The 15,344-nt window shown below is 59.7% G+C and carries 14 protein-coding genes; 5 read left to right on the forward strand and 9 right to left on the reverse strand.

Annotated elements, in window-relative coordinates; genetic code table 11:
* Positions 1 to 26: 26 nt before the first annotated feature.
* From ASB66_RS04485 to ASB66_RS04505, 5 genes are read right to left on the reverse strand one after another with little or no spacing between them, the layout of a single operon-like run.
* The gene (locus ASB66_RS04485; protein ID WP_060717105.1) at positions 27 to 1,763 is read right to left on the reverse strand and encodes an acetyl/propionyl/methylcrotonyl-CoA carboxylase subunit alpha; all 1,737 of its coding nucleotides are present in this window, start codon (positions 1,761 to 1,763) and stop codon (positions 27 to 29) included.
* Between the two features lie 20 nt (positions 1,764 to 1,783).
* On the reverse strand, positions 1,784 to 3,409 hold the full coding sequence (locus ASB66_RS04490) for a 5-oxoprolinase subunit B/C family protein (protein WP_114386257.1): 1,626 nt from the start codon (positions 3,407 to 3,409) through the stop codon (positions 1,784 to 1,786).
* Between the two features lie 7 nt (positions 3,410 to 3,416).
* The gene (locus tag ASB66_RS04495; RefSeq protein WP_060717107.1) at positions 3,417 to 4,223 is read right to left on the reverse strand and encodes a putative hydro-lyase; all 807 of its coding nucleotides are present in this window, start codon (positions 4,221 to 4,223) and stop codon (positions 3,417 to 3,419) included.
* A 10-nt stretch (positions 4,224 to 4,233) separates the two neighbouring features.
* Positions 4,234 to 4,998, reverse strand: coding sequence for a LamB/YcsF family protein (locus ASB66_RS04500; protein WP_060717108.1), 765 nt, complete (start codon positions 4,996 to 4,998; stop codon positions 4,234 to 4,236).
* Between the two features lie 34 nt (positions 4,999 to 5,032).
* Positions 5,033 to 6,196 (reverse strand): NRAMP family divalent metal transporter, encoded by a 1,164-nt coding sequence (locus ASB66_RS04505; protein ID WP_234612916.1) that lies wholly within the window; start codon positions 6,194 to 6,196, stop codon positions 5,033 to 5,035.
* A gap of 400 nt (positions 6,197 to 6,596) precedes the next feature.
* Here ASB66_RS04505 and ASB66_RS04510 point away from each other — a divergent pair, with 400 nt between their 5' ends.
* Complete coding sequence (locus ASB66_RS04510) at positions 6,597 to 7,262, forward strand: GntR family transcriptional regulator (RefSeq protein ID WP_060717109.1); 666 nt, start codon at positions 6,597 to 6,599, stop codon at positions 7,260 to 7,262.
* Here the strand turns inward: ASB66_RS04510 and ASB66_RS04515 are convergent, their stop codons facing one another.
* Positions 7,263 to 7,727, reverse strand: a complete 465-nt coding sequence (locus ASB66_RS04515) for an Lrp/AsnC family transcriptional regulator (RefSeq protein ID WP_060717110.1) — start codon at positions 7,725 to 7,727, stop codon at positions 7,263 to 7,265.
* Between the two features lie 162 nt (positions 7,728 to 7,889).
* Here ASB66_RS04515 and ASB66_RS04520 point away from each other — a divergent pair, with 162 nt between their 5' ends.
* Positions 7,890 to 8,903, forward strand: coding sequence for a 1-aminocyclopropane-1-carboxylate deaminase (locus ASB66_RS04520; protein ID WP_060717111.1), 1,014 nt, complete (start codon positions 7,890 to 7,892; stop codon positions 8,901 to 8,903).
* Between the two features lie 49 nt (positions 8,904 to 8,952).
* Here the strand turns inward: ASB66_RS04520 and ASB66_RS04525 are convergent, their stop codons facing one another.
* Together ASB66_RS04525 and ASB66_RS04530 are read right to left on the reverse strand one after the other, a co-directional pair.
* On the reverse strand, positions 8,953 to 9,435 hold the full coding sequence (locus tag ASB66_RS04525) for a hypothetical protein (protein WP_060717112.1): 483 nt from the start codon (positions 9,433 to 9,435) through the stop codon (positions 8,953 to 8,955).
* A gap of 272 nt (positions 9,436 to 9,707) precedes the next feature.
* The gene (locus ASB66_RS04530) at positions 9,708 to 10,631 is read right to left on the reverse strand and encodes a GNAT family N-acetyltransferase (RefSeq protein ID WP_060717113.1); all 924 of its coding nucleotides are present in this window, start codon (positions 10,629 to 10,631) and stop codon (positions 9,708 to 9,710) included.
* Positions 10,632 to 10,867: 236 nt separating this feature from the next.
* Here ASB66_RS04530 and ASB66_RS04535 point away from each other — a divergent pair, with 236 nt between their 5' ends.
* Both ASB66_RS04535 and ASB66_RS04540 read left to right on the forward strand, forming a co-directional pair.
* Positions 10,868 to 11,794 carry a 2-hydroxyacid dehydrogenase gene (locus ASB66_RS04535; protein WP_060717114.1) on the forward strand — a complete coding sequence of 309 codons (927 nt, stop codon included), beginning with the start codon at positions 10,868 to 10,870 and terminating at the stop codon, positions 11,792 to 11,794.
* Positions 11,795 to 11,887: 93 nt separating this feature from the next.
* Positions 11,888 to 13,345 (forward strand): NAD-dependent succinate-semialdehyde dehydrogenase, encoded by a 1,458-nt coding sequence (locus ASB66_RS04540; protein WP_060717115.1) that lies wholly within the window; start codon positions 11,888 to 11,890, stop codon positions 13,343 to 13,345.
* A gap of 30 nt (positions 13,346 to 13,375) precedes the next feature.
* Here ASB66_RS04540 and ASB66_RS04545 read toward each other — a convergent pair whose 3' ends face one another.
* The gene (locus tag ASB66_RS04545) at positions 13,376 to 14,275 is read right to left on the reverse strand and encodes a LysR family transcriptional regulator (protein WP_060717116.1); all 900 of its coding nucleotides are present in this window, start codon (positions 14,273 to 14,275) and stop codon (positions 13,376 to 13,378) included.
* Positions 14,276 to 14,555: 280 nt separating this feature from the next.
* On the opposite strand from ASB66_RS04545, the gene ASB66_RS04550 reads away from it, so the two are divergent.
* Positions 14,556 to 15,332, forward strand: coding sequence for a 5-oxoprolinase subunit PxpA (locus ASB66_RS04550; protein ID WP_060717117.1), 777 nt, complete (start codon positions 14,556 to 14,558; stop codon positions 15,330 to 15,332).
* The last annotated feature ends 12 nt before the right edge of the window (positions 15,333 to 15,344 follow it).

Below are 15,344 nucleotides of genomic sequence, written 5' to 3' on the forward strand. Positions count from 1 at the left end.
CCGAGGGTGGAGAAAACTAAACGTCGTTACGCGACAATCTTCAAGAGCAGGCTTCCCGCAGCGAGATAATCGCCTTCGCTGGCAATCAGGCTGACTTTTCCGGCTGTTGTCGCCGTGATCTGCGTTTCCATCTTCATCGCCTCCATAACGGCGAGAAGATCACCTGCCGCAACCAGATCGCCATCCTTCACCTTGAATGATTGAACCGTGCCGGATACCGGGGCGGTGATCGCGCCTTTTTCCGGCGTATTTCCCGCATCGCCTGCCGCAGTCTGTCCGGCATTGACTGACAGACTGCCAAGGCCGGCGAGAAGTTGGGCCGGAATGCCGAGGGCATGGCGCTTGCCATCGATTTCCACATGGGTGCGGATCAGCGACGTGTCAGCCAATGGCTCCGGTCGCATGGCCGCCTCGGGCATGGCGGCGAAGTCGGTCTCGATCCAGCGGGTATGGACCTTGAAGCCGTCGGTGCCGATGAAATCGTCGGTTTCCATCGCGGCACGGTGGAAGGGGAGCACGGTCGCCACGCCTTCGATCTGGAATTCCTTCAGGGCGCGTCTTGCCCTCTGTAAGGCCTGCTCGCGGGTAGCGCCGGTAACGATCAGCTTGGCCATCAGCGAATCGTAGACGCCGGGAATGGTGGAGCCGGTATCGACGCCACTATCGAGCCGCACGCCGGGGCCGGATGGGGCCGCAAACCGGGTGATCGTGCCCGGTGTTGGCAGAAAGCCACGGCCCGGATCTTCAGCATTGATGCGAAACTCAATCGAATGACCGCGTGGAACCGGTGTTTCCGTGATTGCCAAGGGCAGGCCTTCTGCAATGCGGAACTGTTCGATGACGAGGTCGATGCCAGTGGTTTCTTCCGTCACCGGATGCTCAACCTGGAGCCGGGTATTCACCTCAAGGAAGGAAATCGTGCCGTCAACGCCCAGCAGGAATTCCACCGTTCCCGCCCCGCTATAGCCCGCCGCTGCGCAGATCGCCTTGGCGGCATCATGGATGGATTGGCGTTGAGGATCGGTGAGGAAGGGAGCAGGAGCCTCTTCCACCAGTTTCTGGTTTCGCCGCTGCAAGGAGCAATCGCGGGTGCCGAGCACCAGCACGGTGCCGTGCTTATCGGCAATCACCTGCGCTTCGATATGGCGGGGCCGGTCGAGGAAGCGTTCCAGAAAGCATTCGCCCCGGCCAAAGGCCACGGTCGCCTCGCGCACAGCCGATGCGTAAAGCTCCGAAATCTCTTCCATTTTCCAGGCGACTTTCAAGCCGCGTCCACCGCCGCCATGGGCAGCCTTGATGGCAACCGGCAGGCCGTGGCGCTCAGCAAAGGCAATCACCTCCTCGGCGGTGTCCACCGGCCCATCGCTGCCCGCCACCAGTGGCGCGCCGACGCTGGTGGCAATCCGGCGTGCCTCAACCTTGTCGCCCAGCGCTTCGATAACCTTTGGATCAGGGCCGATCCAGGTCAGACCGGCATCGATCACCGCACGGGCGAATTCGGCGCGCTCGGACAGAAAGCCGTAGCCGGGATGGACGGCGTCCGCGCCGGATCGTTTGGCAATGTCGATCAGCTTGGCGATATCGAGATAAGTCTCTGACGGTTTGGCACCGGACAACCCATAGGCCTCATCGGCAAGCTGCACGAATAGCGCGTCGATATCCGGATCGGCATAGACTGCGACGGATTGCAGCCCGTAATCGCGACAGGCGCGGATGATGCGAACGGCGATTTCGCCCCGGTTGGCGATCAGCACTTTCTTCATCGGTGACTCCTCTTTTATCGTTATGCGTTCGCGGCTGGGGCATCGATAGGGGTGATGTCTGCAAAAGGTGCAATGGGCCGGAAGCGGATGCGGGCATTGATCGGGATCTGTCCCGCAAGATCCAGATGATATTCGGCAACCGTGCCAATCACAGGATAGCCACCGGTCAGCGGATGGTCGGCGAGAAACAGAACCGGCTGACCGCTATGGGGAACCTGAATGGCCCCGGTGGCGGTGCCTTCGCTCGGCAGTTCAGCGCTGTCGATCCGTTCCAGCCCCACGTCGCCCGCAAGCCGGATGCCGACGCGGCTGGATTGCGGCGTCACCTGCCAAAGCTGGTCCGTCAGGGTCGCCAGACCTTTTTCGGTGAACCAGTCGGTGCGCGGTCCAAGCACGACGTCCAGCGTGACGATATCGCCTGCGCTTGGCAGATCCTGCGGTGGAGATTCATGCAGAGAAACGGCGGTGAGACCTTCGCCGCCGCTTTTTAGTGTTAAAACCGTGCCTGTCGTCACCGGTTCAGGGCCAACGACGGCCAGCGTATCGGTGGCATAGCTACCCAGCACTGGCTGGACCGCAAAGCCACCCCGCACGGCAAGATAGCTGCGCATGCCCTGTGGAGGTTGTCCAAGGCTGACGGTATCGCCGGGTTCCAGCGAAATCGGTTGATAGGTTTCAGCCTGAGTGACCCGGCCCGAGGCATCCCGAATAGTCACCGCGCAAGGCGCGCCAGCCAGCGCAATGACGGCGCGACTATCGCTTTCAAAGGAAAATCCGCCGAGGGTAATTTCCAGGCAAGGATAGCCAGATGGATTGCCCACTACGCGATTGGCAGCTTTCAATGCCCCTTGGTCCAAAGCGCCGGAGGCGGATACGCCCTGGCCGGTCTGACCGAGACGGCCAAGGTCCTGGAATACCGCAGGCATGGGGGCGGCAAGCACGGTGAAGTGCCCCGCGCCATCCACTCCGGAAAGCTCGTCAGACTGATTAGCGGGGGATGCTGTGCTTACAGGAATAACAACGGGATGGACCGCTTTCGCCATATCGGTGAAGCGCACCTGATAGCCGGGCTGAAACAGCGCTGGCGGATCGCGGCTGAGATCCCACATTTTCACCGGCGTCACGCCGATGATTTGCCAGCCGCCGGGGCTAGCCTGCGGATAGACGCCGCTGAAGGCCCCTGCCAGGGCCACGGCACCAGCGGGAATGCGGGTGCGCGGGCTTTTGCGGCGCGGCACATGTAAGGCAGGGTCGCCACCGACGAGATAGCCGAAGCCCGGAGCAAAGCCACAGAAAGCCACCGTGAACGTGCTTTCCGTATGGCGGCGGATAACCTCTTCCACGGCAAGCCCGGTCAGTTCCGCCACGTCGGCCAGATCTTCACCGTCATAGTCTACGGGTATTTCGACCAGATGATCGGATGGTGCCAGTTTGGCCGAAAGGTCGCGGGTGCTGACCTCAGCCGCCAGGGAGTCCGTGCTGATGGTCTGTGGGCGAAACCGGATCATCAAGGTGCGGGCGGCAGGGACCATTTCGTCGATGCCGGGTATGGGGCTTGCCTGGAGCGAGGCGAACAGAGCCAGGGTCTCATCGAGATCGGCAAGCTCGACCAGCATCGTCGTCAGGCTGACGGGGAGAAAGCGCATCGGAACCTCAGGCGTGATAGGCGGAATCGGGGATATCGGTGATGAACATATGGCCGGGCGCATGGGTGATGGCAAAGGGTACGCCCGACGCCATCACGGCTGCTTGCGGCGTGACGCCACAGGCCCAGAACACCGGCACTTCGCCTTGCTCGATGCGGACGGGATCACCGAATTGCGGCTTGGCAAGATCGACAATGCCGATCTGTTCCGGCGCGCCGACATGAACCGGCGCACCATGCACTGCCGGAAACCGTCCGGAGATCATTGCGGCATCGGCAACCCGCGATGCGGGAATTGGCCGCATTGATACCACCATATTGCCATGTAGACGGCCTGCCGGGCGGCAGGGTTGATTGGTCAGATACATAGGCACATTGCTTTTATCGGTCATGTGGCGGATCTCGATGCCCGCTTCCACCATCGGCGTCTCGAAGGTGAAGCTGCATCCGATCAGGAAGCTGACGAGATCGGGATGCTCGGCCCAGGCGGCGGTGGCATCGGGTGTTTCTTCCGCCAGCTTGCCATCGCGCCAGATCCGGTAGAGCGGCAGGTCGGTGCGCAGATCCGCGCCCTTGGCGAGTTCCGTCAGATGCGAGCCGGGGTCGGAGACATCAAGAACCGGGCAGGCCTTGGGATTGCGCTGCGCATAGAGCAGGAAGTCAAAGGCCCAGTCGCGCGGCAGGACGATCATATTGGCCTGGGTGAAACCGGGGGCCACACCCGAGGTTGGCTCCACGTCTCCACTGCGATACCGGGTGCGGGCGTCGCGCGCCGGTTCGACATCCCAATGTGCCAGATGCTTCAAGGCAATCATCGTCTCTCCCCTATGCTGTTAGAAACGGCTGCACGGCAATGCCCTCAGCCTCGAAGCGCCTGCGGATTTCCTGGGCAATGGCGACTGCGCCAGGGCTATCGCCATGCACGCAGATCGATTGCGCCTCGACTTTGATCACGCTGCCATCGATGGCTTCCAGCGTGCCTTGGCGGGCAAGCTGCACCATGCGGCTGGCGATCTTTTCCGCGTCATGCAGCACCGCGCCCGCTTCCCGGCGCGAGACGAGTTGGCCTTGCTGCGTATAGGCGCGGTCGGCAAAGGCTTCCGCCATGGTGCTCAGGCCGGACGTGCGGGCCAGATCAAGGATGGGTGCGCCAGCCAGCCCCATCAGCACGAGCGATGGATCGATGGCTTTGATGGCATCAATCACCGCTTGGCCCTGACGGGCATCATTGGCGATCCGGTTGTACAGCGCCCCATGCGGCTTGACGTAGGTGACGCGGGTGTTGGCCGCCGCCGCCATGCCTTTCAGCGCACCGATCTGGTAGATTACGTCGGCAATCAGCTCTTCACTGGTCACGTCCATGTCGCGCCGGCCAAAGCCGACGCGGTCGGGGTAGGACACATGGGCGCCGATCGATACGCCATTTTCAGCGGCGGCCTTGACGGTTTTCCAGATGCCGGACGGGTCGCCCGCATGAAAGCCGCAGGCAATATTGGCGCTGGAAACCACGGCCAGCATGGCGCTATCGTCGCCCATGCTCCATGCGCCGTAGCTTTCCCCAAGGTCGCTGTTGAGATCGATGGCAGCCATGTGGTTTCCTTCCTTGTTTCTCGAAGACCAGCTGTTACAGGCCAAGCAGGGCGAAGATTGGCCCGACCGATTTGTAAGCCATGTACCATGTCAGCGCGCAGGTGAGGACACCGAGGATCAATAGCCAGCGCGGATAACGATAGCCGCCCATCAGGTCGGAGCGCGCCCACGCGGCATAGATGAAAATCGACAGGCCGATAGGCAGGATCAACCCGTTCAGGCCACCAACGAAGACCAGCATTTGCGCGGGCGGGGTGGTGATGATGATGTAGAAGAACAGCGAAATGGCGATGAATGCCACGGTGGCGAGATTGCGCGCCCGCTCACTCATATCCTGCTTGAAGGCGGTCAGGAACGAGACCGATGTATAGGCTGCGCCGATAACGCTGGTGATGGCGGCAGCCCAGAAGATGACGCCGAAAAGGCGAAGACCGATATTACCGGCGGCGCTCTGGAAGGCTTGAGCGGCCGGATTGGCGCTTTTGCCGGAAATGTCGATGACCACACCGCTGGCGACTACGCCAAGGACAGCCAGGAACAGCACATAACGCATGACGCCCGTCACCGCGATGCCGGTCAGGGCGGCGCGGTTGACGGCACCGAGATTTTCAATGCCGACGGTGCCCTTGTCCAGCAGGCGATGCGCACCGGAATAGGTGATGTAGCCGCCAACCGTGCCGCCGACAATGGTGGTGATCGTGGCAAAATTGATGGTGTCGGGCAGGATCGTCTGGCGCAGCGCCTCAAGCAGTGGCGGGCCGGATACATAGGCGACAAACAGCGTTAGAGCGATCATCAGCAGGCCAGCGACGATGATGAAGCGGTCGATTGCCAGCCCGGCGCGCTTTGATAGGAAAATGCCAATGGATAGCAGGGCGCTGATGGCACCGCCCCATTTCGGGTCAAGCCCCAGCATGGCGTTGAGGCCAAGGCCGGTGCCGCCGATATTGCCGATATTGAAGAACAGCCCGCCGATAATGACCAGAACGGCAAGCAGATAGCCGGAGCCTGGAATGGCGGCATTGGCAATGTCAGAAGCCCGCATCCGGGTGAGCGTGACGATCCGCCAGATATTCAGCTGGACGACGAAGTCGATGATGATCGAGGCCAGGATGCCGAACGCGAAGGCTGCTCCCATGGTCGCGGTAAAGGTGGCGGTCTGGGTAATAAAGCCCGGCCCGATCGCGGATGTTGCCATCAGGAAAACCGCCGCTGTCAGCGCGGCGCGTCGGGTTTTGGGGGATTGTGGACCTGAGTTATTTGTCACGGCGATCTTCTGCGGATCGCGCGCTGGGACGTGGTTCTGCGCCATTGGGAGGCTCCATGGTCATCGTCATCCGCCCCTCTGCGGATGATCCATGCAGTCAGTCTGTCACGTTTCACAATTCCGTCAATATTGTTGAACAATTTTATTTTATCGTTCTATCATTCTGTTTATTTCATGAGCGAAATGCCTCCGATATCGGCAGGTCATGCCAATGGTGTGGGCAAGTCTGCGCTGTTTTCCGCGCTGCCTTGCTCTGCCGGGGGGCATCGGCAATAGTCCCGGCGAAAGATGGCAGCCGTAGACCATGTTCGCGGTTGTGCAAGAGGGACCTATGGCAGACGAGGATGAAAGCCTTTCGCTGGCGGAGCGGCTGGTGACAAAAATCCGCGATCAGTTGATCGCCGGGGAGTTGAAGCCGGGCCAGCGGTTGTCGGAGGCAGCACTCAGCACCCGGCTCGACGTGTCGCGCAATTCGTTGCGGGAAGCCTTCCGGCTGCTCACCAAGGATGGCTTGCTGCGCCATGAGGCCAATCGCGGTGTGTTTGTCGCCACGCCCAGCATGGCCTCGATCATCGATATCTACAGGGTACGGCGGCTGGTGGAATGCAAGGCGCTGGAACAGGCGTTTTCCGGTCATCCCGCCGTCCGGCGGATGCGGTCGGCGGTGGAAACGGCGCGGGCCTGTCGCAATAGCCGTGACTGGCTGGGGGTCGGTAGCGCCAATATGCAGTTTCATGCCGCTATCGTCGATCTCGCCGACAGCAGCCGCCTCAGTGACTTTTATACGCGAATCGCTGCGGAATTACGCTTGAGTTTTGGCCTGCTGGACGACCCGGAATTGCTGCACGCGCCCTTCGTGGAGCTGAATGGCGAAATCCTCGGCCTGCTGGAAGCCGACAAGGCGAAAGAGGCGGCTGCCGCTCTCGATTCTTATCTGGTCCGCTCGGAGCGCACGGTGTTGGCAGCATTTGCCCGCGCCACAGCGGATGCTGGCTAATCAGAATTCCAGCGCCCGGTTATCGACCACTTCCTTCATTACGAAGAAGGTTCGGGTTTGCCGCACGCCGGGCAGGGCGATCAGCTGGCTGCCGTGAATCCGGTTGAAATCGGCCATATCGCCGACTCTGATTTTCAGAAAATAGTCGAAGTCACCGGCCACCAGATGGCAATCCAGCACGAAAGTCAGCTTGGCGACCGCCGCTTCAAACTCGGCAAAACTATCCGCTGTTGAGCGGTCCAGCACCACCCCGACCATGACCAGAGCCGCCCTGTTGACCTTGGCTGGTGCCACCATGGCCCGCACGCCGGTGAGATAGCCCTGCGCAAACAGTTTCTGGGTGCGCCTGTGGCAAGTCGCCGGGCTGATCGAGACCTGCTCTGCCAGTTCGGCATTGGTCAGGCGACCGTTTTTCTGCAACAGGCGGATCATTTTCAGATCGATGCGATCCAGCGATTCAGTCATGAAAGGATCTTTCATTTCTAGGGATTAAATAGCATAATATGCATCATAAATTTTGAAAAAATTGAAATATAAGGCGCTTTACATCGTAACTTAGAAAGCACCTTTCACACCCAAGAGTCTAGCATCCGGCCATTATCAACCACCATTTTCAATGAGGATGCCATGCTCGACGCTTTTGAACGTTACCCGCTGACCTTCGGCCCCACACCGATCGAGAAGCTGGAGCGGCTGACCGATCATCTCGGCGGCAAGGTGCAGCTTTATGCCAAGCGGGAAGATTGCAATTCGGGTCTGGCTTTTGGCGGCAACAAGCTGCGCAAGCTGGAATATATCATCCCTGACGCCATTGCCTCCGGTGCCGATACGCTGGTGTCTATTGGTGGCGTCCAGTCCAACCATACCCGTATGGTGGCGGCTGTCGCTGCCAAGATCGGCTTCAAATGCCGGCTGGTACAGGAAGCCTGGGTGCCGCATGAGGATGCGGTTTACGACCGGGTCGGCAATATTATGCTGTCGCGCATCATGGGTGCGGATGTGCGGCTGGTCGATGACGGGTTCGATATCGGCATCCGCCGCAGCTGGGAGGAGGCAATTGACGAGGTTAAGGCGGCGGGCGGCAAGCCCTATGCCATTCCGGCAGGTGCCTCCGTGCATAAATATGGTGGGCTGGGCTATGTCGGCTTTGCAGAGGAAGTCCGGGCGCAGGAAGCGGCTTTGGGATTTGCTTTCGATTATATTGTCGTCTGCACTGTGACCGGTTCAACCCATGCCGGCATGGCGGTAGGCTTTGCCAAGGATGGCCGCGCCGACCATGTCATTGGCATTGACGCCTCCTTCACCCCGGAGCAAACCCGCGCCCAGGTGCTGGAGATTGCCCAGCGCACAGCGGATCTGGTCAAGCTTGGCCGTGACATGCGCCCGGAGGATATCGTCCTGGTCGAGGATTATGCCTATCCGGTTTACGGCGTTCCTTCGGAAGAGACCAAGGATGCCATTCGTCTTGTGGGCCGCCTGGAAGGAATGATCACCGACCCTGTATATGAGGGGAAATCCATGCAGGGCATGATCGATCTGGTGAAGAAGGGATATTTTCCGGAAGGCTCGAAAGTGCTTTACGCGCATCTTGGCGGTGCACCGGCCCTGAACGGCTATGGGTATGCGTTCCGCAACGGCTGAGAGATATCAGTTAGACGACCGGCCCGCATAGGGCCGGTCCGTAAACATTTCAGCCGCGAACGCCAGCCTTCTTGGGGGCAAATGCGACGCGGGTCGTGGTGGTCGCTGTGGTCGCAGCCGGCATCCTCTCCACCGGGCGGCGGTTGCTATTGGCCGAGACGGTGCGCATGCCAACCGGGCGGATCATGGTCTTGGCAGCGGCGGGACGGGCGACTGGGGTCGGGGCCGGTGCAGGTGCAGCCTTGGCCTTCTGGGCCAGTGTGACCCAGCGCATGATGGCTTCAAAAGCATGGCGGCCTTCGCGGCGCGCGGTGGCGAGGCCCTCTTCGCTGAGCAGACAGGTCGCGCCGATTTCTTTCCAGTTCGGACGTCCGCCATGCAAGGGCGGGGTGGCCTGACGAACGATCAGCCCGAGCATATAGCTGCGCAAATTTTGATAATCGGATTTGGCAAGCGCAGGCGCGAGCCGCACTTCGCAAAAGGTTTCGATTTTCCGATGAAATACCGGAGCGGAAGGGGTCAATCTTGGCATAATACTCGCAACTCATGAATGGCCCGGCGGTGAGATACCGGGGTGGCGCTGCTACAGCATAATCGGCCCGACCGCAAGCGATTGGGTTGAAAATTATGCAGTATATTGAATATGTTACAGCGTGACGCTGATGTCGTCGCCGACGCATCGCGCTGTAAGACATGGATGTTAAAAAAGTCTTGCATCAGCCCAAGAGAGAGACCGCGAAGCAGCGGTCAATCACCTGCGAACCGATAGGGGAGCGCCGCTTTACGACTGTCGGGGTGTGTTAGTCAACCCAGTGCTTGGCTCGCCAATCCATAAGTGATGGCATGGGGCCCTGAGTGGCCCTTGTCATCGGCATCCGGTTCCCCTTTTGGCCCGACAGGCCAGGGGGCTCGCAGCGACATGGTGGTGACAGTATCGAACAGGGAAAGCCCGGATTCCTGCAGAAATTCCGCAAAGGCACCGGAGCCATGCCGCGTATCGAGCCGCAGAAACCGCCCCTGATAACGTGCGACATGAGGTCGCGTCACGGCAATGGCATCTTCATCGCTGGCGGCAACCACCGGACCGACCACATGGCCACGCCCGAAGGGCCGGGAGAGGGCAAAAGCCACGATTTTACCAGCACGCAGCAGTACCACGCCTTCGGACAGAGGCAGAAGGTTGCCAAGCCATCGCTGGCGATTTGCACCGAAGGCTATTTCATCCAGCGTGGCGATCTCTGGCAAATCCTCTGATGTTATCGCGCGCAGCTCTGCGCCATCGGCTGGCTTTGCTGTCTCCGGCGGCAGCCTTGCCTCGCCCTGGCACTGAAAGACCGGCGCTTCGACGGCAAAGCCGATGCTGCGATAGAGGCGTCGTGCCGCACGGGTGGAGTTCAGCCCCAGCCGTGCGACGGAAATATTGCCCAGGATATGATCCATCAGCCAACGGCCTGTGCCCTGCGTTTGCAGGCGTGGGGAGGTGATCACCATGCCGATGGTGGCGAAATGTTCGTCCATGGGAAACCACATGGCCGAGCCCAGCACCCGGTCGATCGGGTCGATGGCCGCGACGCCTTGGCCATTTGCCAGCAGAAAAGCCCAATCCTCGGTCCGGTGCGGCCAGCCGACGGCGACGGAAAGACCATGCAAGCGGTCGATGCCGACGTCGTGAATGTCGGTCAACGTCAGTTCAAAGGATTCCACCTGGATCGACGTTTTCACCGTCACATTGTCTTCCTTGCATCGGGTCGGTTTGCAGCTGAGGCCGCCAATGCTTATCTAAAGCTGTCCAAGGCAATAGATTCGACTGAAACCGCATGAATTTCCAGCAGGTTTTATCGAAAAAACCGCCAAGAGCGACACTTAGCCTGATAAAAGCGCGTTACGTTCACATCCAATGCTCATTTTTGTCGCACCGACCTCGTCAATGACGCCGGATGGGACTATCCAGTTTTAGGATAATCATGGCCTTTCTTTTCAACTCAGATCCGGTGCGTGGCGCGGTCTTCGCGCAGGCCTTCGCACGCGAGATGCCCGATTTGGATTTTCATGTTGCGCCATCGCCGGTCGAACCTGAGGGTATCCGCTACCTGATGACCTGGGCGATGCCGGATGAGATCGAGCGTTATACCAATCTGGAGGTGCTGTTTTGCATCGGCGCCGGTGTCGATCAGTTCGATCCCGCCCGGTTGCCCGATACCGTCAAGCTGGTGCGAATGGTCGAGGATGGAATCGTGCGGATGATGCAAGAATATATCACGCTTGCCGTGCTTTCCGTTCACCGCAAGCTGCCAGCCTATATTGGTCAGCAACAGCAAGGTGAGTGGCAGCCCCTGCCGATTACATCCCAGGCGCCTTCGCAACGGGTGACGGTGCTGGGCCTGGGCCTGCTGGGGCAGGCAGCGCTGGAGCGGTTGAAGCCTTTCGGCTTTCAGCTGTCGGGTTGGAGCCGTTCGCCGCGCGAAATCGATGATGTCACCTGTCATGCCGGAATAGAGACCCTGCCAGATCTGCTGAAGCAGACGGATATTCTCGTCTGTCTTTTGCCGCTGACATCAGAGACCCGGCATTTCCTGAATGCCGACCTGTTTGCCCGCCTTCCGCGCGGCGCGTCCCTCGTTCACGCCGGGCGCGGTGCTCAACTGGATCAGGCGGCATTGCTGGCAGCGCTCGATAGCGGCCATCTCGCCAGCGCTTTTCTCGATGTTACCGATCCGGAACCGCTGCAATCGGACCATCCGCTGTGGCGGCAGCCGAATGTGATCATCACGCCCCATATTGCCAGTGTCACCCAGCCAGAAACGGCGGCCATGGCAGTGATCGACAATATCCGTCGTCATCGATCCGGTGAACAGATGATTGGACTTGTTGATCGCCAGCGCGGATATTAAAGATTTTCCAACTCCAACGGTGCCTGCGGCAGGACCGTTGTTTTGTTTCAACGGCAGGACGGACCTTTCGTCTCACTCTATCAAGGACTTCCTATGCATAATCTCAAAGACAAGACCTTGCTGCGTCAGCAGGGCCTGATTGGCGGCGAATGGGTTGATGCGGCCTCCGCCAAGGTGATCGATGTCATCGATCCCGCCACCCAATCGGTGATCGGCACGGTGCCGGATATGGGCGCCGATGACACAAGCGCCGCCATCAAGGCTGCGGGAAAGGCCTTCAAACTCTGGAAGAAAAAGACCCATGCCGAGCGCGCTGGGCTGCTGGAAGCCTGGTACGGTCTGATGATCGAGCATATCGAGGATCTGGCTCTGATCCTGACGATGGAACAGGGCAAGCCGCTGGATGAGGCGCGCGGCGAAATCCGCTACGGCGCCTCCTTCGTCAAGTGGTTTGCGGAAGAGGCCCGCCGTATCGGTGGCCATACCATTCCGTCGCCAACCACCGACCGCCGCATCGTCGTTCTGAAGGAGCCGGTTGGTGTCTGCGGCATCATTACGCCCTGGAATTTCCCCAATGCGATGATTACCCGCAAAGTGGCTCCGGCCTTGGCGGCGGGCTGCACCGTGGTCATCAAGCCCTCGGATTTCACGCCCTATTCGGCGCTGGCGCTGGGCGTGCTGGCCGAGCGCGCCGGTATTCCTGCTGGCGTCATCAATATCGTCACCGGCATGCCGACCGAGATCGGCAATGAAATCATGGCCAATGACGTCGTGCGCAAGATTTCCTTTACCGGCTCGACCCGGGTCGGATCGCTGCTGATGCGCGGTGCCGCTGATACGATCAAGAAGCTCAGCCTGGAGCTGGGCGGCAATGCGCCGTTCATCGTGTTTGACGATGCCGATCTCGATCTGGCGGTCGAAGGTGCGATTCTCTGCAAATTCCGCAATGGCGGCCAGACCTGCGTTTGCGCCAACCGCATCCTGGTTCAATCAGGCGTCTACGATGCCTTCGCGGCCAAGCTGACCGCTCGCGTCAATGCCATGAAGGTTGGCCCCGGAACTGAGCAAGGCGTTTCCATTGGACCGATGATCAACGAGGCGGCGATTGGCAAGATTCGCCAGCATGTCGAGGATGCCGTTTCAAAGGGCGCGAAGATCGCCACCGATGCGCACAGATTGCCGCAGGGTGCGCAGTTTACGGCACCGGTGGTCTTGACCGGTGCAACTACCGAGATGCTGCTGGCCAGCGAGGAGACTTTCGGCCCCGTCGCGCCGCTGTTCAAGTTCGAAACCGAGGAAGAAGCTCTGGAAATTGCCAATGGCACGCCCTTCGGTCTGGCCGCCTATTTCTACACCGAAAGCTTGAAGCGCTCCTGGCGGGTGGCCGAAGCGCTGGAGGCGGGGATGATTGGCCTGAATACCGGAGCGATTTCCACGGAAGTGGCGCCCTTCGGTGGCGTCAAGCAATCCGGCCTTGGCCGCGAAGGCGCGCAGATCGGTATCGAGGAATATCTGGAAATGAAGACCTTCCATATCGGCGGTCTGGCCTAATAGTCGCTTATGGTTCCGGGGCAGGGAAACCTACCCCGGAATATGAAAGGCCCGCCGGAAATAAGCGCGAAACGCCTCCATGGCCGGGCTGAATTCCGCATTGCGTCGCCAGGCAAGGCCGACATCCATGGATGGTACCGGATCGATCAGCGTGATAGTCTCGATCCGTCTGCCCTCCAGTGACCATGGCCGATGCACCATATCTGAGAGAATGGCGACGCCCTGGCCATTGGCGACCAGCGAGCGCACGGCTTCGACCGAGGATGTCCGCAGCGTCACCTTCGGCTGGTAGGGCGTCGGGCTCCAGTATTTCAGCGTGGTATGCGAGGCTTCGTCCACCGTCAGCATGATATAGTTTTCCTCCGCCACGTCCTTTAGGCCAACCGAGGGACGGGACAGCAGCGGATGGCGGGCAGGGAGCCAGAGCCGCCGCTGCGAATTCAGCAGCGTTTCGGTGGTCAGTTCCGGGTTGAGAATGTTTGAGGTCAGCAGCACGGCGACGTCATAGCGATTGGCGAGCAGGCCTTCCTCGACGCTTTCCCGGTTGAGTTCGAACAATTGAATATCGACGCCCGGAAACTGCCGTTTCAGCCGCTCGATATGCAGCGGCAGAAAATAACCGATCACCGTATAGCTGGCAGCGACGCTGAGCTTGCCCTGCACCTTGCCGGTGACGGGGTTGAGCGTGGTGATGTCATCAACCTTCCGCAGGATGTCATAGGCCTGGGATAGCAGCAGGCGCCCGGCTTCCGTCAGGTCCATGCCATGCGGCGTGCGCTCGAACAGCGGCGCGCCGACAATGGTTTCAAGCTCCTTGATTGCCGTGGTCACCGCCGATTGCGAGATCGCGAGGTTGATGGCGGCCTGCGAGACCTGCCCGGATTCGGCGGTCGCCACGAAATAGCGGATCTGGCGAAGACTGAGCGACATGTCACAAACTCCCATCGTTATTTTTGATAGTGCCATCTGAAAATCAGAATGAATCATCTTTTGATTGTGATCTTTGAGGCATTCACCTGAATTGTGCGGTCTAGGGTCTGAAAATCATTCAAACTTTTCCTCTGGCCTTCGAAGCTTCTCCCATCAGTAAATCAGATAATGGCTTTCTGAAAATACCATTTTTCAAATGACGATTTTCTGCCTAGTTTTTTTCTGACGAAAATGATGGCACATGAGTTTTTTGCATAAAAATAAAGCATAGAGGTTCCCTGTGGCGCTTGAAACTGTCGATATCAATTGTGATCTGGGCGAGGCCTTTGGCCGCTGGCGGATCGGCGACACCGCCGATCAGGCGTTGATGGGGCTGATCAGTTCCGCCAATATCGCCACCGGCTTTCATGCTGGTGATCCAAACCTGATGGATGAGACCGTGCGGCTGGCGGTGGAGCACGGTGTCGGTATCGGCGCTCATCCCGGTTATGACGATCTCCAGGGCTTTGGGCGCCGCAAGATCAATGGCACGGCCCGTGAATTGGTCAATGATATCGTTTATCAGGTTGGCGCGCTGAAGGAATTCGTCCGCCGTCACGGTGCCAGCCTCCAACATGTGAAGCCGCACGGCGCGCTTTATATGGAAATGGCTGTTAATCCCGAACTGGCGCAGCTTTTCATACACTATATGCGGACCGCCAATCCCAATGCCTATGTGCTGTGCATGGCAGGTTCTGCGACCGAAATCGCCGCGCGCGAGGCAGGCCAGCCGGTGGCGCGGGAATTCTACGCCGACCGGGATTACGACGAAAGCGGCTCCATCGTCTTTACCCGCGATGTTGGGCGTCCCGATCCCTCCGCCATTGCCCGCAAGGTGCTGCGCGCCTGTCTGGAGGGCAAGGTCACGGCGGTGACGGGCAAGGACATCGAAGTGCCGTTCGAGACCATCTGCTTCCATTCCGATACGCTGGGCGCTTTCGATATCGTCCGCCATATGCGCGACGCGCTGGTCGCTGAAGGCATCCGCATTTCGCCCCTTTCAGACATTCTCAAATAATCGGAGACGGCC

Origin of the sequence: Gillisella vitis, assembly GCF_001541345.2 — a bacterium.
In the GTDB taxonomy this organism is placed as follows: domain Bacteria; phylum Pseudomonadota; class Alphaproteobacteria; order Rhizobiales; family Rhizobiaceae; genus Allorhizobium; species Allorhizobium vitis.

Excerpts from the sequence above, each read along its gene's own strand:
- ASB66_RS04535 (WP_060717114.1), top strand. The coding sequence starts at position 10,868 with ATGGCCTTTCTTTTCAACTCAGATCCGGTGCGTGGCGCGGTCTTCGCG.
- ASB66_RS04490 (WP_114386257.1), bottom strand. The coding sequence starts at position 3,409 with ATGCGCTTTCTCCCCGTCAGCCTGACGACGATGCTGGTCGAGCTTGCC.
- ASB66_RS04525 (WP_060717112.1), bottom strand. The coding sequence starts at position 9,435 with ATGCCAAGATTGACCCCTTCCGCTCCGGTATTTCATCGGAAAATCGAA.
- ASB66_RS04520 (WP_060717111.1), top strand. The coding sequence starts at position 7,890 with ATGCTCGACGCTTTTGAACGTTACCCGCTGACCTTCGGCCCCACACCG.
- ASB66_RS04505 (WP_234612916.1), bottom strand. The coding sequence starts at position 6,196 with ATGGCAACATCCGCGATCGGGCCGGGCTTTATTACCCAGACCGCCACC.
- ASB66_RS04510 (WP_060717109.1), top strand. The coding sequence starts at position 6,597 with ATGGCAGACGAGGATGAAAGCCTTTCGCTGGCGGAGCGGCTGGTGACA.
- ASB66_RS04500 (WP_060717108.1), bottom strand. The coding sequence starts at position 4,998 with ATGGCTGCCATCGATCTCAACAGCGACCTTGGGGAAAGCTACGGCGCA.
- ASB66_RS04515 (WP_060717110.1), bottom strand. The coding sequence starts at position 7,727 with ATGACTGAATCGCTGGATCGCATCGATCTGAAAATGATCCGCCTGTTG.
- ASB66_RS04540 (WP_060717115.1), top strand. The coding sequence starts at position 11,888 with ATGCATAATCTCAAAGACAAGACCTTGCTGCGTCAGCAGGGCCTGATT.
- ASB66_RS04545 (WP_060717116.1), bottom strand. The coding sequence starts at position 14,275 with ATGTCGCTCAGTCTTCGCCAGATCCGCTATTTCGTGGCGACCGCCGAA.
- ASB66_RS04485 (WP_060717105.1), bottom strand. The coding sequence starts at position 1,763 with ATGAAGAAAGTGCTGATCGCCAACCGGGGCGAAATCGCCGTTCGCATC.
- ASB66_RS04495 (WP_060717107.1), bottom strand. The coding sequence starts at position 4,223 with ATGATTGCCTTGAAGCATCTGGCACATTGGGATGTCGAACCGGCGCGC.